The 22,754-nt window shown below is 69.8% G+C and carries 23 protein-coding genes; 4 read left to right on the forward strand and 19 right to left on the reverse strand.

Going from position 1 to position 22,754, the window contains the following annotated elements; genetic code table 11:
• Window positions 1–60: 60 nt before the first annotated feature.
• From tatC to BLV72_RS04765, 10 genes are all read right to left on the reverse strand, one after another.
• Window positions 61–1,023, reverse strand: a complete 963-nt coding sequence (gene tatC, locus BLV72_RS04720) for a twin-arginine translocase subunit TatC (protein ID WP_093460492.1) — start codon at window positions 1,021–1,023, stop codon at window positions 61–63.
• 63 nt (window positions 1,024–1,086) lie between these two features.
• Complete coding sequence (gene tatA, locus BLV72_RS04725; protein WP_059148647.1) at window positions 1,087–1,374, reverse strand: Sec-independent protein translocase subunit TatA; 288 nt, start codon at window positions 1,372–1,374, stop codon at window positions 1,087–1,089.
• Between the two features lie 329 nt (window positions 1,375–1,703).
• Window positions 1,704–1,907, reverse strand: coding sequence for a hypothetical protein (locus BLV72_RS04730; protein WP_059148598.1), 204 nt, complete (start codon window positions 1,905–1,907; stop codon window positions 1,704–1,706).
• Between the two features lie 10 nt (window positions 1,908–1,917).
• Window positions 1,918–2,160, reverse strand: a complete 243-nt coding sequence (locus BLV72_RS04735; RefSeq protein ID WP_093460493.1) for a hypothetical protein — start codon at window positions 2,158–2,160, stop codon at window positions 1,918–1,920.
• 13 nt (window positions 2,161–2,173) lie between these two features.
• Window positions 2,174–3,145 (reverse strand): helix-turn-helix transcriptional regulator, encoded by a 972-nt coding sequence (locus BLV72_RS04740; protein WP_059148599.1) that lies wholly within the window; start codon window positions 3,143–3,145, stop codon window positions 2,174–2,176.
• Window positions 3,146–3,164: 19 nt separating this feature from the next.
• A complete protein-coding gene (locus BLV72_RS04745; protein ID WP_093460495.1) occupies window positions 3,165–4,130 on the reverse strand; it encodes a helix-turn-helix transcriptional regulator in 966 nt (321 codons plus the stop codon).
• 115 nt (window positions 4,131–4,245) lie between these two features.
• Entirely contained in the window at window positions 4,246–4,620 is a 375-nt protein-coding gene (locus tag BLV72_RS04750) for an FKBP-type peptidyl-prolyl cis-trans isomerase (RefSeq protein WP_059148601.1), read from the reverse strand.
• A gap of 39 nt (window positions 4,621–4,659) precedes the next feature.
• Window positions 4,660–5,655, reverse strand: a complete 996-nt coding sequence (locus tag BLV72_RS04755; RefSeq protein ID WP_093460496.1) for an FKBP-type peptidyl-prolyl cis-trans isomerase — start codon at window positions 5,653–5,655, stop codon at window positions 4,660–4,662.
• Window positions 5,656–5,768: 113 nt separating this feature from the next.
• Window positions 5,769–7,130, reverse strand: coding sequence for a Pup--protein ligase (pafA, locus tag BLV72_RS04760; RefSeq protein WP_014059506.1), 1,362 nt, complete (start codon window positions 7,128–7,130; stop codon window positions 5,769–5,771).
• A gap of 9 nt (window positions 7,131–7,139) precedes the next feature.
• Window positions 7,140–8,423, reverse strand: coding sequence for an MFS transporter (locus BLV72_RS04765; RefSeq protein WP_093460498.1), 1,284 nt, complete (start codon window positions 8,421–8,423; stop codon window positions 7,140–7,142).
• A 431-nt stretch (window positions 8,424–8,854) separates the two neighbouring features.
• Here BLV72_RS04765 and BLV72_RS04770 point away from each other — a divergent pair, with 431 nt between their 5' ends.
• Entirely contained in the window at window positions 8,855–9,835 is a 981-nt protein-coding gene (locus BLV72_RS04770) for a LacI family DNA-binding transcriptional regulator (protein WP_093460499.1), read from the forward strand.
• A 160-nt stretch (window positions 9,836–9,995) separates the two neighbouring features.
• Here the strand turns inward: BLV72_RS04770 and prcA are convergent, their stop codons facing one another.
• From prcA to arc, 5 genes are all read right to left on the reverse strand, one after another.
• Window positions 9,996–10,781, reverse strand: a complete 786-nt coding sequence (gene prcA / locus BLV72_RS04775; protein ID WP_093460501.1) for a proteasome subunit alpha — start codon at window positions 10,779–10,781, stop codon at window positions 9,996–9,998.
• A 53-nt stretch (window positions 10,782–10,834) separates the two neighbouring features.
• Window positions 10,835–11,680 carry a proteasome subunit beta gene (gene prcB / locus BLV72_RS04780; protein ID WP_086705814.1) on the reverse strand — a complete coding sequence of 282 codons (846 nt, stop codon included), beginning with the start codon at window positions 11,678–11,680 and terminating at the stop codon, window positions 10,835–10,837.
• 110 nt (window positions 11,681–11,790) lie between these two features.
• Window positions 11,791–12,009 (reverse strand): ubiquitin-like protein Pup, encoded by a 219-nt coding sequence (locus tag BLV72_RS04785; protein WP_059148607.1) that lies wholly within the window; start codon window positions 12,007–12,009, stop codon window positions 11,791–11,793.
• Between the two features lie 135 nt (window positions 12,010–12,144).
• Window positions 12,145–13,656, reverse strand: coding sequence for a depupylase/deamidase Dop (gene dop / locus BLV72_RS04790; protein WP_079059857.1), 1,512 nt, complete (start codon window positions 13,654–13,656; stop codon window positions 12,145–12,147).
• Window positions 13,657–13,915: 259 nt separating this feature from the next.
• Window positions 13,916–15,682, reverse strand: coding sequence for a proteasome ATPase (arc, locus tag BLV72_RS04795; protein WP_093460502.1), 1,767 nt, complete (start codon window positions 15,680–15,682; stop codon window positions 13,916–13,918).
• Window positions 15,683–15,906: 224 nt separating this feature from the next.
• Between arc and BLV72_RS04800 the strand changes: the two genes are divergently transcribed.
• Window positions 15,907–16,230, forward strand: coding sequence for a ferredoxin (locus BLV72_RS04800; RefSeq protein ID WP_167746319.1), 324 nt, complete (start codon window positions 15,907–15,909; stop codon window positions 16,228–16,230).
• Window positions 16,231–16,248: 18 nt separating this feature from the next.
• On the opposite strand, the gene BLV72_RS04805 is transcribed toward BLV72_RS04800, so the two are convergent.
• From BLV72_RS04805 to BLV72_RS04815, 3 genes are all read right to left on the reverse strand, one after another.
• Window positions 16,249–16,878, reverse strand: coding sequence for a hypothetical protein (locus BLV72_RS04805; RefSeq protein WP_208905542.1), 630 nt, complete (start codon window positions 16,876–16,878; stop codon window positions 16,249–16,251).
• 96 nt (window positions 16,879–16,974) lie between these two features.
• Window positions 16,975–17,940 carry a tRNA (adenine-N1)-methyltransferase gene (locus BLV72_RS04810; RefSeq protein WP_093460506.1) on the reverse strand — a complete coding sequence of 322 codons (966 nt, stop codon included), beginning with the start codon at window positions 17,938–17,940 and terminating at the stop codon, window positions 16,975–16,977.
• Window positions 17,941–17,988: 48 nt separating this feature from the next.
• A complete protein-coding gene (locus BLV72_RS04815; RefSeq protein WP_059148611.1) occupies window positions 17,989–19,239 on the reverse strand; it encodes a site-2 protease family protein in 1,251 nt (416 codons plus the stop codon).
• Between the two features lie 83 nt (window positions 19,240–19,322).
• On the opposite strand from BLV72_RS04815, the gene BLV72_RS04820 reads away from it, so the two are divergent.
• A complete protein-coding gene (locus BLV72_RS04820) occupies window positions 19,323–20,267 on the forward strand; it encodes a RecB family exonuclease (protein ID WP_093460508.1) in 945 nt (314 codons plus the stop codon).
• 117 nt (window positions 20,268–20,384) lie between these two features.
• Window positions 20,385–21,056 (forward strand): response regulator, encoded by a 672-nt coding sequence (locus BLV72_RS04825; protein WP_009719179.1) that lies wholly within the window; start codon window positions 20,385–20,387, stop codon window positions 21,054–21,056.
• An 88-nt stretch (window positions 21,057–21,144) separates the two neighbouring features.
• On the opposite strand, the gene BLV72_RS04830 is transcribed toward BLV72_RS04825, so the two are convergent.
• Entirely contained in the window at window positions 21,145–22,740 is a 1,596-nt protein-coding gene (locus BLV72_RS04830; RefSeq protein WP_093460509.1) for an ABC transporter substrate-binding protein, read from the reverse strand.
• Between the last annotated feature and the right edge of the window lie 14 nt (window positions 22,741–22,754).

The following is a 22,754-nucleotide window of genomic DNA, read 5'->3' on the forward strand; positions in this document are numbered from 1 at the left end:
GCCGGGCCGGGCGGGGCCGTGGACGGCTGCCCCGCCCGTGCCGGGAGCGGTTACGGACGGCTAGGTGACGTCGTCATAGCCGTTGCGCCGGGGGGTGCCGGAGTCGTCCCCGTCGGTGAGCTCCGGCCTGGCACTGGGCGCGGCGACGGCCTCGGGGGTCAGATCCAGCGCGGACGCCTCGTCGTCGCTCAGGCCGAAGTCCGGATCGGCGGCCCGGCGGCGCGCCCTGCGCCGGTCGTTGGCCAGGGAGACGCCGACGGCGCCGAAGTAGAGCACGACGACCGGCCCGGCCAGGGCGAACATGCCGATCGGGTCGGTGCTGGGGGTGGCGATGGCGCCGAAGACCGTGATGCCCATGATCATGGCGCGCCACCAGCCGAGCATCCGGCGTCCGGTGAGGACGCCGGTGAAGTTCAGCAGGATCAGCAGCAGGGGAAGCTCGAAGGCGAGCCCGAAGACGACGATCATCCGGGCGAGCAGATCGAGGAAGTCGTCCAGCGGGAGGAGGTTGTTGGCCCCCTCCGGGGTGAAGCCGATGAGGACCTTGGCGCTGGTCGGAAGGATCAGGTACGCGAAGTACGCGCCGGCGACGAAGAGCGGTACGCCGAGCCCGACGAAGAACAGGCCGTACTTCTTCTCGTTGCGGTGCAGCCCGGGTGCGAGGAAGGCCCAGAGCTGGTAGAGCCAGATCGGGGTGGCGACCACCAGCCCGGTCGTGAAGGAGACCTTCAGCATGATCGTGAACGGCGACAGCAGACCGTTCACGGTGAAGTAGGCGCAGTCGTGCCCCTTGCTCCCCTTGCCCGAGAGATCGGACAGCGAGACCCCGTCACAGCCGACGGCGTCCAGCACCGGCTGCATCAGGAATTTGGCGATGTCCATGTAGAAGAACATCGCGACGATCGTGACCACGCAGATCGCCAGGACCGACTTGAGCAACCGGTTGCGCAGCTCACGCAGGTGCTCGGCCAGGGGCATCCGCCCCTCAGGGTCCTTCTCCTTCTTGCGGGCAGACTTGAGCAACCCACGTCCTCATCTCGTGCGTCCGGTGGCGGCCTTCCACTGCCGCCTTCAAGTGGCCCTGGGTCAGCGCTTGGTGGTGTCGCTCGGCTCCGACACCGGGCGCGAGCTGGTCACGTCACCGGGCGCGGCCTGGATCGTACGGTGGGACTCGTCCTGGCCGGGCTGGGGCGGGTCGGTCGGCGCGGTCTGCTGCTGCTGACCATCCGACTTCATGGCCTTCGCCTCGCTCTTGAGGATCCGGGCCGACTTGCCCAGCGAGCGGGCCATGTCCGGCAGCTTCTTGGCACCGAACAGCAGCAGCACGACGACAAGGATGAGGAGAATCTCGGGAACGCCGATCTTTCCGAACAGCATAAGCGTCTTCCTTCTCACCGAGGCGGCTGGGGGTGGGGCTGCCCGACCGGTCGGACAGGTGTCCGGCAGCCGTGCTGTCAGCGATCGTAGCGCGCAGGGGTAAACCGGAAGCAATCCCCGTGCGGACTCCGGGTTGCGGCCCTCCGCCTCGCTACCAGGGCCGCGAAATCTCAGCGTACCCCGCTTGGCTGTGGCACAGCAGAGCGCCCATCAGCCGCGACCCCCACTCCTGGCACGCAGCGGGCTCTCACTCCCGGCTGCTCCCGACACAGAGCGGCTCCCACTCGCGACACAGAGCGGCTCCCACTCGCGACGCAGAGCGGCTCCTACTCGCGACGCAGAGCGTCCACCGTCGACCCCAGCGGAGCCGAGGCCCGCTCCAGGTCCTCGGCGGCCCGGGTGATCCGCTGCGAGCTGTCCGACACCTGCCGGGCCAGCCTGCGGACCTCCGCGTAGACCCGCACCGAGAGCACGGCGAGTACGGCGATTCCGCAGAAGGCGAGGGCGAGGGCGAGCATCGGCCAGAGCATGCGGCAGAGCCTAGACGGTGGAGTGCAGCCGCAGCGTACGCACCCCGCCACCGGTGAGCAGCTCCACGATCCGCTCCCCCGCCGGTTTGCGCACCATGGTTCCGCAGTCGGGGCAGGTGAAGGAGTAGAAGGTGGTGCGGTCGCTGGCCCCGATCGCCAGCCGCAGCGCGCTCGCGGCCAGCTCGAAGCGGCCCCGGCACTCCGGACAGGCCGCCTTGAAGACAACCGAAGCGGCACTCCCCCGTGCGGTCACTGTGTGCGTCCCTTCACTCACCGTACGCCGCGAGCGCCTGCCGCGCCGCGTCCCGGGCACTGTCCGCCAGACCCTGCGGCGAGACGATCCGGCCGTCCCTGCCCAGCCGCAGCGCCAAGCGCCGCAGCGAGCCGGGGTCGGGCGCGCGCAGGGTGATCCGGAGGCCGCCGTCGGGCAGCTCATCCGCGCTGTCGTGCGGGTAGTACTCGGCGACCCAGCGCCCGCCGGGGCCGACCTCGACGACCACCTCGGGGTCCTCGGCACCGGTCTGCACCAGCGCGGAGGAGAGCTCCGACAGATCGCGCAGCTCGATGGGCGGCGGATCGGACGCCTCGTCGAGCAGCTTGATCTCGACGACCCGGTCGAGCCGGAAGGTCCGCCGCGCCTCGGAGAGGCGGCACCACGCCTCCATATAGGTGCGGCCGACGGCGAAGAGCCGGATCGGGTCGACCTCGCGCTCGGTGATCTCGTCACGCGCCGGTGAGTAGTAGCGCAGCCACAGCCTGCGGCGCTCGGAGATGGCACGGTCGACGTCGGCGAAGACGCCGCCCTCCGACTCGAAGATCACCGAGAGCCGGGAGCTGGCGCCCGCCACCTCGCCCGCCGCGGCCTCCAGCTTGGCGGTGGCCCGCAGCAGCGCCTCCCGGTCGCCCTCGCGCAGCCCGGGGAGGGTGGCGACGGCGCGGGCTGCGACCAGCAGCGCGGTGGCCTCGTCGGCCGCCAGCCGCAGCGGCTCGGCTGTGCTGGTGCCGGAGGCATTCGGGTTATGCCACCAGATCCGCTCCCCGTCGGTGTCGATGTCCAGCAGATCGCCGCCGCGGAAGCTGGTGCCGCACAGCGGCAGCACATCGAGGTCGGCGATCAGCTCGTCCTCGCTGATGCCGAAGGCCCGGGCGACATCGGCGACGCGGGCGCCGGGGCGCTCGCGCAGATAGGTGACCAGGGAGAGCATCCGCCGGGTCTGGTCAATGGCGTTTCCGGCCATGATGAAGTGATCCGTCCCCTCAGCCCTTGGCGACCGCGCGCAGCCGGTCCACGACATCCGCCCGCAGTTCATCGGGCCCCAGTACGACCACGTCCGGGCCGAACTCCACGAGCCAGGCGTCCAGGCCGTGCCCGTACGGAATCTCCAGCTCGTCCCAGCCGTCGTCGGCCGCCCGGGTGGACAGCGCCTTCGCCCGCAGCGGGTAGCCGTGGCCCGAGCGCAGCCTGATCCGGGCGGTGCCGGTGGCGGTCTCGCCCGCCCAGGTCTCCACGGTCTCCCGGACGGTGACGTGGTCGGGCACCTCGGCGGTGAACGCGTCGGACCGCAGCCGGACCCGGCCGGTGATCCGGGAGAGCCGGAAGACCCGCTCGGCGGCGCGCTCACGGTCCCATCCGGCGAGATACCAGTGGCCGCGCCAGGACTCCAGGGTCCAGGGCTCGACCTGCCGCTTCTCGGGGCGGGCGGCGTTCGACTTGCGGTAGTCGAAGAGCACGGGGCGGCGGTCGCGGCAGGCGAGCATCAGCGGCTCGAAGGCGGCCTCGTGGACCGGGATGCGCGGCTCCAGCGCGCTGTGCCCCGGTGTGTCGTACGGATCCTCGGCGACCGGCATCCCGGCGGCGCGCAGCTTCTGCAGTGCGCCGCTGGCGGCACCCGCGAGCCGGGCCTGCTGCCAGACCTTGGCCGCCAGGCCCAGGGCGGCGGCCTCCTCGGCGTCGAGGGTGATCGGCGGGAGGCGGTTGCTGTCCCGGCGGGCGAGATAGCCGATCTCGCCGTCGAGGCCCTCCACCGTCTCGATGATCAGGCCGAGTTCACGCAGATCGTCCTTGTCGCGCTCGAACATGCGGTTGAACGCATCATCGTTCGCCGCGTCGGTCTGGAGGTACGCCTCTATGGAGCCCCGCAACTCCCGTTTGGTCAGCGGACGCCGCGTTCCCAGCAGGCACAGGGCCAGATTCATCAGCCGCTCGGCCTTGGCAATCGCCATCGACGCCCTTTCTTCGTGACCTTACGCACGTGACCGTACCGCTACCGGCACGCGCGGCAAAAGCCGAGGGCCCCTGCCCATTGGCAGGAGCCCTCGGCGACGACGGACCGCCGTCTCAGACGGAGACCAGATCGCAGACGAAGATCAGCGTCTCGCCCGGCTTGATCCGGCCACCGCCGGCGCCCCGGTCCCCGTAACCGAGGTGCGGCGGGACGATGAGCTGCCGGCGGCCGCCGACCTTCATCCCCTGGAGGCCCTGGTCCCAGCCGGTGATGACCTGACCGACCCCGAGCTGGATCCGCAGCGGGGTGCCGCGGTTGTAGCTCGCGTCGAACTCCTCACCCGTGCTGAAGGAGACGCCCACATAGTGCACGGCGATGTTGTCGCCGGCCTTGGCCGTGGGCCCGTCGCCCTCCCAGATGTCCTTGATCTCCAGCTCGGCCGGCGGCTCGCCGCCCGGGAAGTCGACCTCGGGCTTCTCGATGCTCACGAAATTGCTCCTTGTGACGTTGTGGGCAACCCGCACAGGCTACAGAACGGCCAGGATGTCCACGGAGAACACCAGCGTGGAGTTGGCGGGAATGCCCTTCTGGGCCGCCTTGCCGTAGCCCAGGTCCGGGGGCACGACGACCAGCACCCGGCTGCCGACCTTCTTGCCGGTGAGCCCCTGCGACCAGCCCTTGACGACCTGCTGCAGCGAGAACTGGGCGAGCTCACCGCGCTTGTAGGTGGAGTCGAACTCCTTGCCGCCGTCCCACAGCACGCCCTTGTACTGGACGAGCAGCGCGTCGGTCTTCTTGACCTCCTGGCCGTCGCCCTCGATGACGTATTCGGAGACCAGCTTCTTCGGCGCGGCCTTCTTGGGGAGGGTGATGGTGGGCGCCTTGCCGTCGGTGTTGGCGGACACCTTGGGCAGGTCGGCGTCGGTCTGGTCCACCTTGCTGCCCTTGGCCGAGCTCTTGGCGTTGAAGGCATCCACGAGGTCGATCACGAAGACCAGCGTGTCGGTCCCCTTGATACCGGCCTGCGGCTGGCCCTGCTTGCCGTAGGCGTACGCGGGCGGGACGGCCAGCTCCAGCCGGCTGCCGAGGTTGCGGCCCAGCAGTCCCTGGTCCCAGCCCGGGAGGACCTGGCCCTTGCCGATCGGGAAGGCGGCGGTCTTCTTCTTGTCGAAGGTGTTGTCGATGGCCTTACCGGTGTCCCAGATCTGCGCCAGGTAGTTGATCTGGACCCAATCCCCCTTGACCGTCTTCCTGCCGTCCCCTTGGCTGATCGTCTTGACCGCGAGATCGTGCGGCGGCTTACCCGTGCCCTTGGCGACCTTCGGCTTCTCACCGAACTTCTTACCCGCGGTAATCGGCGGCACCGGTCCGGAGACGATCTTGCCGGTGGGGGCCGGTGAGGGACTCTGATCCGTCGGCTCCTGTGACGGCTTGGTCTTCTCGGACCCTGATTCGTCGTCACCACAGCCCGCGAGTGTCAGCAGGCCCGCGGGCACGGCAAGGAGTACGGAGCGTCGGCGCACGGAGTCCTCGTTAGGTAGATCTTGCGATGGCCAATGCGCGCCACTCTACGACGTGACTCGGGCCCCGTCCGGAGAACGCACGGGGCCCGAGAGCAAGGTAAGCCGTACGCCGGTCACATACCGGCGATGAGTTTCTCCACCCGGTCGTCGACCGAACGGAACGGGTCCTTGCACAGCACGGTGCGCTGTGCCTGGTCATTGAGCTTCAGATGTACCCAGTCGACGGTGAAGTCGCGGCGCTGCTCCTGGGCCCGGCGGATGAAGTCGCCGCGCAGCCGGGCGCGGGTGGTCTGCGGTGGCACCGACTTGCCCTCGAAGATCTTCAAGTCGTTGCAGACCCGGGCCGCCTGACCGCGCTTCTCCAGCAGGTAGTAGAGGCCGCGGCGGCGGTGGATGTCGTGGTAGGCGAGGTCTATCTGGGCGATCCGCGGATGGGACATGGTGATGTTGTTCTTGGCCCGGTACCGCTCGATGAGCTTGTACTTCATCACCCAGTCGATCTCGGTGCCGATCCGGTCGAGCTCCTCGGTGCGGATCGCGTCCAGGGTGCGGCCCCACAGCTCGAGGACGCGCTCGACCATGCCGGTGCGGATGCCGCGGCGCTCGCAGAAGTCCACGGCCTTCTCGTAGTACTCCTGCTGCACTTCCAGGGCGGACGCCTCGCGCCCGCTGGCGAGCCGCACCTTGCGCTGCCCGGTGATGTCGTGGCTGACCTCGCGGATCGCCCGGATGGGGTTCTCCAGGGTCAGGTCACGCATCACGGTGCCCGCCTCGATCATGCGGAGCACCAGATCGGTGGCGCCGACCTTGAGCAGCATGGTGGTCTCGGACATGTTGGAGTCGCCCACGATGACATGCAGCCGGCGGTAGCGCTCGGCGTCGGCGTGGGGTTCGTCGCGGGTGTTGATGATCGGCCGGGAGCGGGTCGTCGCGGAGCTGACGCCCTCCCAGATGTGCTCGGCGCGCTGGCTGACGCAGTAGACGGCGCCACGCGGGGTCTGGAGCACCTTGCCCGCACCGCACAGCAGCTGCCGCGTCACCAGGAACGGGATGAGAATGTCGGCGAGGCGGGAGAACTCGCCGTGCCGTGCCACCAGATAGTTCTCGTGGCAGCCGTAGGAGTTGCCCGCGGAGTCGGTGTTGTTCTTGAAGAGATAGACGTCGCCCGCGATTCCCTCCTCGTGCAGGCGACGCTCCGCGTCCACGAGCAGACCCTCGAGAATGCGCTCGCCTGCCTTGTCGTGGGTGACCAGCTCGGTCACGTTGTCACACTCGGGGGTTGCGTATTCCGGGTGCGAGCCCACGTCGAGATAGAGGCGGGCACCGTTGCGCAGGAAGACATTGCTGCTGCGGCCCCAGGAGACGACACGGCGGAAGAGGTAGCGCGCCACTTCGTCAGGAGACAACCGGCGCTGTCCCCTGAATGTGCACGTGACGCCGTACTCGTTCTCCAGCCCGAAAATGCGGCGGTCCATGCCTGAACATTACGCCTGATGGCGTGCTCTGAAACCGGGTTCGACGGCACGGTTGCGATCATTTTCCGCACAGGGTTCATCCGGTGTTGGGTGAACGGTCGGCCGGACGACGGGACGTGGCCGGTCCAGGAGGAACCGCTGGGCCGCCAGCAGCACCGCCAGCGCGGCCACTCCACCGGCCGCGGGCACCGCGAATCCGGGGGCCACTCCGCCGAGCTGGACCGCGGGCCCCGCCACGGCGGTGCCGACCGCGTTGCCCACCACGAACGTGGTCACCAGCCAGGAGAACGCCTCGGTGACCGTGCCGGTGGGCGCGTGGCGGTCCACGACGACGAACGCGCAGGCCAGCGCGGGGGCCAGGAACACTCCCGCCACCCCGGCGAGGACGGTCATCATGACGACGCCCGGCACCAGCATGAGCGGCAGATAGCCGAGCGCCAGCGCGGCCACCAGCAGCCGCAGCCGCCGTTCGGGCGCGCCGGGCCAGGTGCGGCCGCCGTAGACGATGCCGCCGACCAGCGCGCCCACGCCGAGGGCGGAGAGCAGCGCGCTGGAGACCACGCCGCCACCGTGCTCGTCGGCGTAGGCCACCGCGGCCACCGCGATCGCGCCGAGGGCGAGCCCGATGAAGAAGAACGACCCGAGCAGCACCAGCAGCCCGGGCGAGCGCAGCGCGCCCAGCCAGTGCGCCTCGCGCGGCGCCGAGCGCCACTGCCGCGACGGCCGCGAGACCACGACCCAGAGCGCGCCCGCGACCCCGATGGCGTTGATGACCAGCAGCGCGGCCGCCTCGGACCACACGGCCACGCTCAGGGTGACCAGCAGCGGGCCGACGGCGAACATCACCTCCTGGGCCACGGCGTCCAGCGCGTATGCCGCGTGCACCTGGTCCTCGCGCCGCAGCACCGAGGGCCACAGCGCCCGCAGCCCGCCCTCCAGCGGCGGCGTGAACAGACCGGCGATCAGCATGGCGGCGTACGCCACGGGCAGTGGATCGAGCCCGACGACGGCGAACAGGACCGTCCCGAGCGCGGAGGTCACGGCGGCGGGGAGCATCACCCAGGTCTGGCCGAAGCGGTCCACGGCCCGGCCCAGCAGCGGCTGGCCCACCGCGTTGGCCACGCCGTAGACGGCCGACAGCCCCCCGGCGAGGGCGTAGCTGCCGCCCTCGGCGCGGGCGAAGAGCAGCACGGCCAGGGCGGCGGTGGCGTTCGGAAGCCGTCCCAGCAGCGTGCCGATGAGCAGCCGTGCCGCGTGCGGGGTGCGCAGCAGTTCCCCGTAGCCAGCCGCCATGTACCTGCCCCTTCCTTGCCAGGTCCTGCTTCAGGTCCTGTTCCAGGTCCTGCGGATTCCTGTGGGTTGTCGCGAATGCGTCGCGGGTGCGGCGCGGGTCGTGTGTGACGTTGTACGTATAACTGCCAGCGTCATACGTACCATGGCCGCCACCGCGGGTCCACTCGCGGGCCGAAATGAGCAGCCGCGCGGCGGGACGCGTGGCGGCGGAGGGAGCGGAGGCGATGGTGGCGAGCGCGGACCGCGCCCACGCGGCGGAGGGGGCCGCCGGGAAACGTTCCCGGGGAACCGGCCGGACGGGTGAGTCCGCGCGGCGCGAGGGCCCGGGCGGGGGCGGGAGGGCCGCTCGCTCAGGGGACGCGGCGGGCGCCGGTCCGGGTGGCGCGGCGGCCACGGGGCGGCCGGTCGCGGGACGGGCGACGAGCCGGGATGTGGCGCGGCTGGCGGGCGTGTCCCAGGCGACGGTGTCCCTGGTGCTCGGCGAGAAGTGGCCCGGACGGGTCTCCGAGCGCACCGTGGCGGCCGTGCGGGCCGCCGCGCGGGATCTCGGCTACCGCCCCAACCTCGCGGCCCGCAGCCTCCGCCTGGGCCGCACCAGGACCGTCCTCCTGGTGGTGCCCGCCCTGACGACCGAGTTCTTCGCCCGCGTCTACACCGGCGCCGAGCGGGTCGCCGCCGACCACGGCTTCGGGGTGGTGCTCTATCCGTCCCCCGAGGGCGTGGGCCCGGCCCGGGACCCGTTCGACTCGGCGCGCGCCTCGCTCGACGGGGTGATCGCCTCCTCCATGGCGGCCGACGCGTTGGCCGCGGTGCGCGGCGGCGGGCTGCCGCTGGTGATGCTCGACAGCGATCCGGACGACGCGGCCGCGGCGGCCACCGTCAACCTCGACATCGCGGACGGGGCGCGGCAGGCGGCGGGGCATCTGCTGGCGCTCGGGCACCGCCGGGTCGCCCATCTCGCGGCGGCGGTGGACTCCTGGACCTTCCAGGTCCGCGCCCGGGCCCTGGCGGAGGCGATGGACGAGGTCCCGGGCACCGCGTTGGGCATCGAACCGGCGGGGCTGACCGTCGAGGAGGGCCGCCGGGCCGCCGAACGCGTCCTGGCCCGCCCCGGGCCCCGGCCGACCGCGCTCGTCTGCGACGACGACATCCTGGCCGCGGGTGCCTGCAAGGCGGCCCGGCGGCTGGGCCTGCGGATCCCGGACGACATCTCGGTGACCGGCTTCGACGACCTGTCGCTGGCCACGGCGGTGGAACCGGAGCTGACCACGGTGCGGCTCCCGGCTGAGGCGGTGGGCGCGGCCGGTATGCGGGCCCTGATGACGCTCATGGACGGCGAGACGCCCCGGGACACCGTGCTGCCCGTCGAACTGATCCCCCGGGGCTCCACGGCCCCTCCCCCACGGTCCTGACCGGCCTCGGGGCCACCACTTCCGCTCGTTGCGCGAGGCCCGGGGCCGTGTGGGCCCGTGCGGACTCCTCGACCCGCCCCCTGGGCCCGTACACGACGTCGCCGCCGCCCCGGGTGGGCCCGGGGCGGCGGCGACGGAGAAACGAACGGCAGCGGCCGGGTCAGTCCTCGGACTCCGAGGTGGACTCCGAGGTGGACTCCTCGGTCCCTTCGGCGTCGGACGACTCCTCCGAGCCCGCGGCGCTCTCTCCCGACTCCAGGAGCCGGGAGAGCTGACCGCCCAGAACGCGCTTGAACTTGCGCTTCTGGGGGCGGTTGCGGTCCAGGACCGCGACCTCGAGCTGCTCGGCGGTGAGGCTGCGCTCCCCGCCGTTGTTGTCACGGGAGAGCGAGTCGACGGCCAGCTTGAGGGCCTCGGCGAGGGTCATGCCGTCCCGGTGGCGCTGGTCGAGATAGCTGCTGATCTGGTCGGCGTTGCCACCGACGGCGACCGAGCCGTGCTCGTCCACGATGGAGCCGTCGTGCGGGAGGCGGTAGATCTGGTCGTCCTCGGGGCCCTCCCCGACCTCGGCGACGATCAGCTCGACCTCGTACGGCTTCTCGGCGGCGCTGGAGAAGATCGTGCCCAGGGTCTGGGCGTAGACATTCGCCAGCCCGCGGGCCGTGACATCCTCACGGTCATAGGTATAGCCACGCAGATCGGCGTAACGGACACCGCCGATGCGCAGATTCTCGAATTCGTTGTACTTACCGACCGCCGCGAAGGCGATCCGGTCATAGATCTCGCTGACCTTGTGCAGCGCGCGGGACGGGTTCTCCGCAACGAAGACGATGCCGTCGGCGTACTGCAGCACGACCACGCTGCGGCCCCGTGCGATGCCCTTACGGGCGTATTCGGCGCGGTCGGCCATGGCCTGCTGAGGAGAAACATAGAACGGCGTCGTCACCGGCTGTCCGTCCCTTCTGTCAATGGCGAATGCATTCCGGCTGGACCGTCCTCTCAGAGAAGGGCGGCGCGGGGGCCGTCCGGCTCTTCGAGGCGCCGTTCATGGATGGCACGGGCGAGCTCGGACACCTCGTCCTCGCTGAACCTCTTGAAACCGTCCTCGGTGATCGAGGTGATGATCGGGTAAATGCGGCGGGCGAGATCCGGCCCGCCGGTCGCCGAATCGTCGTCGGCGGCGTCATAGAGTGCCTGGAGCACGGCGGTGGCGGCCTGCTCCTCGGTCAGGTCCTGGCGATAGAGCTTCTTGAGCGCGCCCCGGGCGAACATCGAGCCCGAGCCGGTGGCGGCGAAGCCACGCTCCTCCGAACGCCCTCCGGTCACGTCGTAGGAGAAGATGCGGCCCTTCTCCCGGTCGACGTCCCACCCCGCGAAGAGCGGGACCACGGCGAGGCCCTGCATCGCCATGCCCAGGTTGCCGCGGATCATGGTCGACAGCCTGTTCGCCTTGCCCTCGAGCGAGAGGACGGTGCCCTCGACCTTCTCGAAGTGCTCCAGCTCGAGTTGGAAGAGCTTGACCATCTCCACGGCGATACCGGCGGTCCCCGCGATCCCGACGGCCGAATACTCGTCGGCGGGGAAGACCTTCTCGATGTCACGCTGCGCGATGACATTGCCCATGGTGGCGCGGCGGTCACCGGCGAGCACCACGCCGCCGGGGAAGCTCACCGCCACGATGGTGGTGCCATGGGGGGCCTCGATGGCGCCCTGCACCGGGGGCAGCGGACGGTTCCCCGGAAGCAGCTCGGGCGAGTGCTCGCCCAGGAAGTCCATGAACGACGAGGAGCCGGGCGTCAGGAAGGCAGCCGGCAGACGCCCTGTGCTACGAGTGTTGGCTTCCACACGTTTCCTTCCACCAGATCTTGAAATACTGCACGGACCATACCCCTGGCCATGGAAGTCATCCGTCCTGCGCCCCCTTCGCGGGGACGCAGGACGGAGAAGACGCGCTTTTACTGCCCGCCCTTCTGGACGAACGACCTCACGAAGTCCTCCGCGTTCTCCTCGAGCACGTCGTCGATCTCGTCCAGGACGGAGTCGACGTCGTCGGAGAGCTTCTCCTGCCGCTCCTTCAGGTCCTCCGCGGCCTGTGCGTCCTGCGCCTGCTCCTCGACCTCTTCGGTCGAGCGCGACGCCTTCTGCTGACCGCCGCCGGTGTCCTTGGTCGCCATATCCCTCACCCCGCTCGGTTCGCCCGCTGATTCGATCGGTCTCAAGATCAGACCCTACAAGCCGGGTCCGACATCGGCCTCCCACTGGCTACAACGTACGGAGGCCACCTCGATGATTCCCGGCTCTAGGGCATTTCAGCCGCCGGACAGCACCCGGACCAGGTCCTCGGCCGTGCGGCAGCGGTCCAGCAGCTCCTTGACGTGGTTGCGCGTGCCGCGCAGCGGCTCCAGCGTGGGGACCCGTTGCAGAGAGTCACGACCCGGCAGATCGAAGATCACCGAATCCCAGGAGGCCGCGGCGACGTCGTCCGCGTACTGCTCCAGGCAGCGGCCGCGGAAGTAGGCGCGGGTGTCCTCCGGGGGCTTGTTCTGGGCGCGGGCGACCTCCTGGTCGTCCAGCAGCCGCTTCATCTTGCCGCGGGCCGCCAGCCGGTTGTACAGGCCCTTGTCGGGGCGTACGTCGGCGTACTGCAGGTCCACCAGATGAAGCCGGGCGGCGTCCCACTCCAGGGTGTCGCGCCGGCGGTAGCCCTCCAGCAGCTCCCGCTTGGCGATCCAGTCCAGCTCGCCGGACAGGCTCATGGGATCGCGCTCCAGCCGGTTCAGCACGTCCTCCCAGCGGGTCAGGACGTCCCGGGTCTGCTCGTCGGCGTCCGCGCCGTAGCGGTCCTCGACGTATTTGCGGGCGAGCTCGAAATACTCCATCTGGAGCTGCACCGCGGTCAGTGTGCGGCCGCTGCGCAGCGTGATCAGGCGGCGCAGCGTCGGGTCGTGCGAGACCTGGTGCAGGGTGCGCACCGGCTGGTCCACCGCGAGGTCCACGGCGATGAAGCCGTCCTCGATCATCGACAGCACCAGGGCGGTGGTGCCCAGCTTGAGGTAGGTCGAGAGCTCGGAGAGGTTGGCGTCCCCGATGATCACGTGGAGCCGGCGGTACTTCTCGGCGTCGGCGTGCGGCTCGTCGCGGGTGTTGATGATCGGGCGCTTGAGCGTGGTCTCCAGACCGACCTCGACCTCGAAGTAGTCGGCCCGCTGGCTGATCTGGAAGCCGTGCTCATGGCCGTCCTGGCCGATGCCGACGCGGCCGGCGCCGGTGACGACCTGGCGGGAGACGAAGAAGGGCGTCAGGTGGCGCACGATGTCCGAGAAGGCGGTCTCCCGCTTCATCAGGTAGTTCTCATGCGTGCCGTAGGAGGCGCCCTTGTTGTCGGTGTTGTTCTTGTAGAGGTGGATCGGCTGTCCGCCGGGCAGCTCGGCGGCGCGGAGCGCGGCCTCGGCCATGATGCGCTCGCCCGCCTTGTCCCAGAGCACCGCGTCCCGGGGATTGGTGACCTCGGGGGCCGAGTACTCGGGGTGGGCGTGGTCCACATAGAGCCGCGCGCCGTTGGTGAGGATCACATTGGCCAGGCCGATGTCCTCGTCCGTGAGCTGGCTGGCGTCGGCGGTCTCGCGCGCGAGGTCGAAGCCGCGGGCGTCCCGCAGCGGGTTCTCCTCCTCGAAGTCCCAGCGGGCGCGGCGCGCCCGGTGCATCGCCGCCGCGTAGGCATTGACGACCTGGGATGAGGTGAGCATGGCATTGGCGTTCGGGTGCCCCGGGACGGAGATCCCGTACTCCGTCTCGATTCCCATTACGCGCCGTACGGTCATGCGGCCCTCCTTGCCCGGCGCCGCCCCCGGCTGAGGTCGGCGCTCAAGTACCGCTGCGCTCCCGGTCCATATGCGGCCCCCGATCCCCCGTGCCGCGATCGTGCGGTACCGAAGAGCCTAGAACGGCCAAGCGGTGCTGCGGAGATCATTTCAGTCATTGCTCCGGTCGGGCTCGTAGGACTCATACGAAGAATGCGGTCCGAAAAGCGCATCCGGCTGCGGATGCCCCGTCCAGGACATCCGCAGCCGGACTGCGGTGTTACAGGTACTGACCGGTGTTCGCCACCGTGTCGATGGAGCGTCCCGTGTCCGCGCCCTGCTTTCCGGTGACCAGGGTGCGGATGTAGACGATCCGCTCGCCCTTCTTGCCGGAGATCCGGGCCCAGTCGTCCGGGTTCGTGGTGTTCGGCAGGTCCTCGTTCTCCTTGAACTCGTCCACGCAGGCGGCGAGCAGATGGGAGACGCGAAGGCCCTTCTGGTTGTGGTCCAGGAAGTCCTTGATCGCCATCTTCTTGGCGCGGTCCACAATGTTCTGGATCATGGCGCCGGAGTTGAAGTCCTTGAAGTAGAGGACTTCCTTGTCGCCATTGGCGTAGGTGACCTCCAGGAAGCGGTTCTCCTCGGACTCGGTGTACATCTGCTCGACCACCGACTGGATCATCCCGCCGATCGCGGCCTTGGGCGACTGGCCGTGCTCGGTGAGGTCGTCCGTGTGGATCGGCAGGGACTCCGTGAGGTACTTCGAGAAGATGTCCTTGGCGGCCTCGGCGTCCGGACGCTCGATCTTGATCTTCACATCGAGACGGCCGGGGCGCAGGATCGCGGGGTCGATCATGTCCTCGCGGTTGGAGGCACCGATCACGATCACGTTCTCCAGGCCCTCCACGCCGTCGATCTCGGAGAGCAGCTGGGGGACGATGGTGTTCTCCACGTCCGAGCTGACCCCGGAGCCACGGGTGCGGAAGAGGGAGTCCATCTCGTCGAAGAAGACGATGACGGGCGTGCCCTCGCTGGCCTTCTCCCGAGCCCGCTGGAAGACCAGCCGGATGTGCCGCTCCGTCTCACCGACGTACTTGTTGAGCAGCTCGGGACCCTTGATGTTGAGGAAGAAGCTCTTCCCCGCGGGCTTGCCGGTCACCTCGGCGACCTTCTTGGCAAGGGAGTTGGCCACGGCCTTGGCGATCAGCGTCTTGCCGCAGCCGGGCGGGCCGTACAGCAGCACACCCTTGGGCGGCCGCAGTTCGTGCTCCTTGAAGAGGTCGGGGTAGAGGTAGGGGAGCTCGACCGCGTCGCGGATCAGCTCGATCTGGTTTCCCAGACCGCCGATCTTGTTGTAGTCGATGTCCGGAACCTCTTCGAGGACGAGCTCCTCGACCTCGCTCTTCGGAACGACCTCGTAGACATAGCCGGACCGGGACTCGAGCAGCAGGGCGTCACCGGGGCGGATGGTGGTGTGCAGCAGCGGCTCTGCCAGCCGCACCACCCGCTCCTCGTCGGTGTGCCCGATCACCAGGGCGCGCTCGCCGTCCTCAAGGACTTCCTTGAGGGTGACGATGTCCCCGGCGCGCTCGAACTCCATGGCCTCGACCACATTGAGCGCCTCGTTGAGCATGACCTCCTGGCCGCGCCTGAGGTCGTCGAGCTCGACGCTTGGGCTGACATTCACCCGGAGTTTACGGCCCCCGGTAAAGATGTCGGCCGTACCGTCCTCGTTCGCCTGCAGAAAGGCTCCGAAACCGGCCGGCGGCTGGGCAAGCCGGTCGACCTCCTCCTTGAGGGCCACGATCTGGTCGCGGGCCTCACGGAGTGTGTTTGCGAGCCGCTCGTTCTGTGCGGAGACTCCCGCCAGATTGGTCTGCAGCTCGACGATCCGCTCTTCGAGAATCCTCGTATGACGCGGAGAGTCGGCGAGCTTGCGGCGCAGGACGGCGATTTCCTGCTCGAGATAGGCAACCTGGCCGGCAGGGTCGTCAGACCCCCGCCCCGGCCGGATGCCGCGGTTGATGTCGTCGTCGTGGGCTGCCACGGTCCTCACCTCCTCCAAGGGGAGCTGGACGCTTCCTGACCCTACCTGGGCCGGTGCGGGTTGAAACCCCTAGATCACAAACCCGGTCGGCGTGTGTCCGATCTTCACCCTTGCGCACTCCCTCACACCAGCCGAATACCCACCCAACAACATCGGAAAGCGACCGGTTGTATCGTCGACACGGTCAACACCCGTCAGGGCTGGCGATATTTAGACACTGTTGAATGGCGTATCGAAGGAACAGCAGGGGGCACACCGTGCGGAACGAGGAGCTCGGCGATCTTGAAGTGTGGATTGACCAGGACCTGTGCACCGGCGACGGGATCTGCGCCCAGTACGCTCCCGAGGTCTTCGAACTCGACATCGACGGTCTAGCCTACGTCAAGAGCGCCGACGATGAGCTGCTACAGGAGAAGGGTGCCACCACTCCGGTGCCCCTGACCCTGCTCACCGAGGTCAAGGATTCGGCCAAGGAGTGCCCCGGCGACTGCATCCATGTACGCCGCGTCACGGACCGGGTCGAGGTCTACGGCCCCGACGCGGGGTGACATTCCGCGAGCGACCGCTCACACACTCCCCGGAGCCGGCAGCGCCTTCAGAACGAACCTGCCGTCCCGCCACTGCCAGTTGACCTTGCGCTGCTGATCCGGACAGCACCGCGGCACCTTGGCCGACGAGTATCCGAGCAAGGTGGCCGAAACCGTCTTCCCGCGCACCGCGAAATCGCTGATGCTCATCCCTTCCTTCGGGTCCACGAAGGTGGCCACCACGCGGGGCGCGGCACCCGCGCGGGCCGGCTGGGAAAGCACATACACGCCACTGGGCGGGGTGCCGAACGCCGTCCGGCAGCGCACCACGACCGCGGTCTCCGGCCGCCCGTCGCCGTCCAGGTCCGCCGAGGCCCGGTCGATGACGTCGGGCTCGGCCCGTCCGCAGTCCATCGGATAGTCCGCGGCGCGGGGATCGGGGGCCTTGGCCGCGGGAAGCCCCCCGGCACGCGGGGCGGAGGCGGCGGTGGACGTGGTGGCCTTCGCGTCGGAGGGCTGGAAGAACGACCCCCCGGCGATGACGGCGGCCACGGCGGCCGCGGTCGCGACCCAGTGCACCGGACGGGGATGGGTGTGCGCGAGATCCGGGCCCAGAGGCTGCACGCGGGATGACTCCATGTAAGGGCTGAGGCGGGAGATGCCCCGCATCGTGCCACATCTCACAGGGGCGCGGCCACCGCCCGCACACGGGGAATTCGGTGGCCGCGCCGTGCCGTTGTGGCACCGGTGTCCGTCAGGCGGCTCTCAGGCGTCGCCGGACGGGGTGTCCTGGCCGCCGGAAGCGCTCCGGCCGCCTCCTGAGGAGTCCGCGGCGCCGGTGTCCTTCGCGGTGCCCCAGCCCACGTAGTCCTCGCCGTAGGCACCCTTGGCGGGCCTGCGGCGGCGCATCGGGGGCTCCACACCGTCCGCGAGCCGACGGGCGGTGAGCAGGAAGCCGGTGTGGCCGATCATGCGGTGGTCGGGCCGTACGGCCAGGCCCTCGACGTGCCAGGTGCGGACCATGGTTTCCCAGGCCGACGGCTCGTTGAAGGTGCCGTGCTCGCGGATGCACTCCACGGTGCGGGCGAGCTGGGTGGTGGTGGCGACGTACGCGCACAGGATGCCGCCGGGGACGAGCGCCTTGGACACCGGCTCCAGGCACTCCCAGGGGGCGAGCATGTCCAGGATCACGCGGTCGACCTCGGTGTCGCTGAGGTTGTCCTGGAGGTCGCCGACGGTGAGCCGCCAGGCGGGGTGCGGGGCGCCGAAGTAGCGCTCGACGTTCTGGGCGGCGATCTCGGCGAAGTCGGCCCGGCGCTCGTAGGAGTGCAGCATGCCCTGGTCGCCGATGGCCCGCAGCAGAAACATGGAGAGCGAGCCGGAGCCGACGCCCGCCTCGACGACACGTGCGCCGGGGAAGATATCGGCCATCGCCAGGATCTGCCCCGCGTCCTTGGGGTAGACCACGGCGGCACCGCGTGGCATGGACAGGACATAGTCGGGGAGCAGGGGGCGCAGCGCGAGATACGCGACGTTTCCCGTGGTACGCACGACGGTTCCCTCAGGGGCACCGATCAGCTCGTCATGGGGGAAGGATCCCTTGTGGGTGTGGAAGTTCTTCCCGGCCTCGAGCGTGAAGGTGTAGTGGCGTCCCTTGGGGTCGGTGAGCTGGACCTGGTCCCCGACCTGGAAGGGCCCGCGACGGCGGGCGGCACCGGTCGGTTCGGACATGTGAACAGCCTACCGGGCACTTCACCCTGCCCGGACCACACCGGGGCCTCAGGAGGGGCCCGCGGGCGTCCTGGCCATGGCCGCCACGAAGGCGCGCTCGACATCCGCCGTGGAGAGCACCCCGTAGATCTCGCCGCTCTCCTCCACCACCAGGTACTCGGTGGCTGGGGTGGCCCGCAGGGTGTCCAGCAGCTCCTCGCCGGTGAGCTCCGCGGAGACCCGCATACCGTCCTTGAGATCCTGGGCGAGACCGCTGACCGCGACCCAGGGGCGGCGGTGCTCGGGGATGCCCACGATGGCGGCCTCGCGCACCACGGCGGTCGGGGTGCCATGGCCGTCCACCACGACCAGGGCGCGGGCCCCGGCCTCGTTCGCCCGGCGCAGTGCCTCGGAGAGCGGGGTGTCGGCCGCCACGGGGACGGCGCGCCGGGTGAGCGTACGAGCGCGCAGGTCCGGCAGCCGCTCCCGCAGCCGGGCCATCCGCAGGCTGTTGCCCGCGCCGGTCCAGATGATCGCGGCGAGTATGGCGGCCAGCAGCGCGTCGGTGAGCGAGTCGACGCTGCCGAAGCTCTCGGGCTCCTCGCCGAGCCCGCCCGCCTGGGTGAGCAGCGGCAGTCCGACGAGCACCGCGACGGCGAGCGCGCGGCCGCTCCAGGCGGCGGCGACGGTGCCGGTCATGGGCCTGCCGCTGATCTTCCAGACCACGGCGCGCAGCATCCGCCCGCCGTCCAGCGGCAGCCCGGGCAGCAGGTTGAACGCGGCCACGATCAGGTTGGAGATCATCAGCCCGGCGAGCAGCACCCCGGGCACCGTGCCGGGCTCCACGACCATCATGCCCAGGTAGAACACGCCCGAGAGGACCAGGGAGAGCAGCGGGCCGACGAAGGCGAGCACGAACTCCCGGCCGGGGGTCTCGGTCTCCTTCTCGATCTCCGAGACACCGCCGAAGAACTGCAGCTGGATCCGGCGCACCGGCAGCTTGAAGCGGAGCGCGGCCACGGTGTGGGCGAGCTCATGCACCAGCACCGAGGCGTAGAAGGCCACCGCGAAGAAGAGCGAGACCAGATAGCGGGCGGCGCCGAGCTCGGGCAGCACCCGGTCGAGCTGACCGCCGAAGACCCAGGTGATGAGGGCGGCGACCAGGAACCAGCTGGGCGAGACATACACCGGCACGCCGAACGGGCGGCCCATGAGAATGCCGCCGCCCGCCTCGCGTGGGCGCGGCTGTTTGCCGCCCTCGGGCTCGGTCGTGCGGTCCGATTCCCCGTTGTCGGACTGCCGCTGCCCGCTGTTGTCCACGGTGTCCCCTCGTCGGATGCTCGGTCGCACCCCTCTTTTGATACGGTCCCCACGATCATGCAGTGCGAGGGGCTCGGACGTCGATGGTATGCGTCCGGCTGTCAGTGGCGGGTCGTAGGGTCTTCGCCATGGGAACCACCACGGGAACCACCACCGGGAAGGCCGAACCGTCGGACGGGCCGCCGAAGTCCCGCCCCGCCGCCTCGTTGTCACCGTCACGGGCGGCCGATTTCATGCGGTGCCCGCTGCTGTACCGCTTCCGAGTGATCGACAAATTGCCGGAGAAGCCCAGCGCGGCGGCCACCCGCGGCACGGTGGTCCACGCGGTGCTGGAGCGGCTCTTCGACGCCCCGGCCGCCGAGCGCACCTCGCCGCGGGCCCGGGCGATGGTGCCGGGCGAGTGGGATCGGCTGCTGGCGGCCAAGCCGGAGCTGGCGGAGCTGTTCCAGGAGGAGGACGGCGCTCCGGCGCCGGACCGGCTGGCCGAGTGGCTGACGGGGGCTCAGACGCTGGTGGACCAGTGGTTCTCGCTGGAGGATCCGACCCGTCTGGAGCCCGCGGAGCGGGAGCTGTTCGTGGAGACGGAGCTCGAGTCCGGGCTGCGGCTGCGCGGCATCATCGACCGGATCGACATCGCTCCCACGGGTGATGTGCGGATCGTGGACTACAAGACGGGCAAGGCCCCCGCGCCGCAGTACGCGGGCGAGGCCCTGTTCCAGATGAAGTTCTACGCGCTGGTGCTGTGGCGGCTGCGCGGGGTCATCCCGCGGCGGCTGCAGCTGGTCTATCTGGGCAGCGGCGATGTGCTGACGTACGACCCGGACGAGCGGGATCTGCTGGCGGTGGAGCGCAAGGTGCTGGCCCTGTGGGAGGCGATCCGGCTGGCCACGGAGACCGGTGCGTTCGTCCCCCGCCAGACCAGGCTGTGCGGCTGGTGCGACCACCAGGCGCACTGTCCGGAGTTCGGGGGCACGCCGCCGCCGTATCCAATGGCGGTCGTGCCGCCCCAGAATCGAGGGTCCGCGTAGCGCCCCCTGAGGGTGGTGGTGGGTGACGGGCAAGAAGGCGGTGCCGCGTAGCGCCCCCTGAGGGTGGTGGTGGGTGACGGGCGGGCAGAATGGACGCGGTCTAGCGAAGGAGTTCCCGTGGCGATCCGCGTCCTACTGGTCGATGACCAACCGCTGCTGCGCACCGGCTTCCGGATGATCCTCGAGGCGGAGCAGGATCTGGCGGTCGTCGGCGAGGCAGGGGACGGTCTGCAGGCCCTCGACCAGGTGCGGGCGCTGCAGCCCGATGTGGTCCTGATGGACATCCGGATGCCGCGGATGGACGGCGTGGAGGCGACCCGCCAGATCACCGGCCCGGGGCGGGACGGCCCGGCCAAGGTGCTGGTGCTGACCACCTTCGACCTGGACGAGTACGTGGTGGAGGCGCTGCGCGCCGGGGCCAGCGGCTTTCTGCTGAAGGACGCGCCCGCCACCGAGCTGGTGCAGGCCATCCGCGTGGTGGCGGCGGGCGAGGCGATGCTGGCGCCCAGCATCACCCGCAGGCTGCTCGACAAGTACGCCGGGCATCTGCCGTCGGGCGAGGAGCCGGTGCCGGACACCTTGCACACCCTCACCGAGCGCGAGGTCGAGGTGCTGAAGCTGGTGGCACGGGGGCTGTCCAACGCGGAGATCGCCGCGGATCTGTTCGTCAGCGAGACCACGGTCAAGACACATGTGGGCCATGTGCTGACCAAGCTGGGGCTGCGCGACCGGGTCCAGGCCGCCGTCTACGCCTACGAGAGCGGCCTGGTCCGCCCCGGCGCGCAGTAGCGGCCCCCGGGACGGTGGCGGTACGGCGGGAGGCCCGGGGCGCGCGCCCCGGGCCTCCCGCCGTACCGCCGTAAAGACGCCGTCCCCGTCAGCTGTCGGACGACTTGCCGATCTCCCAGAAGCGGAAGACCGTCGAGGAGTCGAGGGTCCACTGCAGCCCGGAGATGTCGTCCTGGGCCACCGCGTACTGCTTGCCCTGCCACAGTGGGAGCATCGGCACCTCGTCGGCGACGATGTCCTGGATCCGCTGGAAGTCGCCGACCGTGGCCTCGCGGCTGGGCTGCTCGGCGGTGGCCGGGATGAGCTGCGCGGACAGCCGCGGCGAGGTGTAGTGGTTGGCCAGGACGTTGCCGGCGCCGAAGAACGGGGCGACGAAGTTGTCCGGGTCCGGGTAGTCGGGCACCCAGCCCTTCACATAGACGCCGTACTTCCCGCCGGCGACACCCTTCTCGTAGGCCGCGACGTCCGCGCTCTTCACATCGACGTCGAACAGCCCGCTGGCGTTGAGCTGCCGGGCGATCTGGCGCAGGCCCGGGACGGTGCCGGGGCCGTAGCGGATCGGGGTGCCCCACAGCGTCAGCTTGACCTTGCCGGAGATGCCCTCGTCCCGCAGCGCCTGCTTGGCCTTCTCGGGCTGCGGGCGGTCGCCGTACTTATCGTAGAAGGCGGTGTTGTGGCCGGTGATCCCGGCCGGGACCACCGAGTACAGCGGTTCGGCGGTGCGCTTGTAGACGTCCCGCACCAGGGTGGAGCGGTCGATGAGGTACGCCATGGCCTTGCGCACGCCGAGCTTGCCCGCCACCGGGTCCTTCATGTTGAAGACCAGGTGCTGGACCTCGGCGCCCGTGCCCTCGACCACGTTCAGGCTCTTGCCGCCGCCGAGGCTCTGCGCCTGGAGGTCGGCGAGGTCGCGCATGGCCAGGCCGCGGTAGGCGAGGTCCACATCGCCCTTCTGCACGGCGGACTTCAGCCGCGCCTGCCCGCCGTGGAAGAACTTCAGATTCAGTCCGGAGTTCTTCGGCCGGGCGGGGCCCTGGTAGCCGTCGTTGACGGAGAAGTCGGCCTCGTCCTTGGTGAAGGAGTCCAGCTTGTAGACGCCGGAGCCGACCGCCTTGTGGTCCGTGCGCAGCTTGTCGGCGGGGTATTCCCGGTGGTCGACGATGGACCCGGCGCCGGAGGCGATCTTCTGCGGGAAGGTCGCGTCGGAGCCCTTCAGATGGAAGACGACGGTCCGCTTGTCCGGGGTGTCGATGCTCCCGATGGAGCTGAGCATCAGCGCCGGACCGTTGGCGTCATTGATCCGCTTGGTGCGCTCGAAGGAGAACTTGACGTCCTCGGAGGTCAGGTCGTGACCGTTGGAGAACTTCAGGTCGTTCTGCAGCGTGCAGGAGTAGACCCGGCTGGCGTTGTCCTTGAAGGAGCACTTCTCCGCCGCCTCAGGCTGCGGTGTGGTGCTGCCCTTCGGGAAGCTCAGCAGGGACTGGAAGACGTTGTTGAACAGCAGCCAGGAGCCCGGGTCGTAGCCGGATGCCGGGTCGGTGGCGAGCACCTCGTCCGACATCCCCATGACCACGTGCTCGCCGCCGCCCGCCGCGTCCCCGTTCTCACTGCCGCATCCGGTGAGCAGGGCGGCGGCCAGTCCCGCGCCGAGGGGAGCTGCCAGCCACTGATCACGTTTCCTCAACGGTCTTCCTCACA

It is taken from the genome of Streptomyces melanosporofaciens, assembly GCF_900105695.1.
In the GTDB taxonomy this organism is placed as follows: domain Bacteria; phylum Actinomycetota; class Actinomycetes; order Streptomycetales; family Streptomycetaceae; genus Streptomyces; species Streptomyces antimycoticus.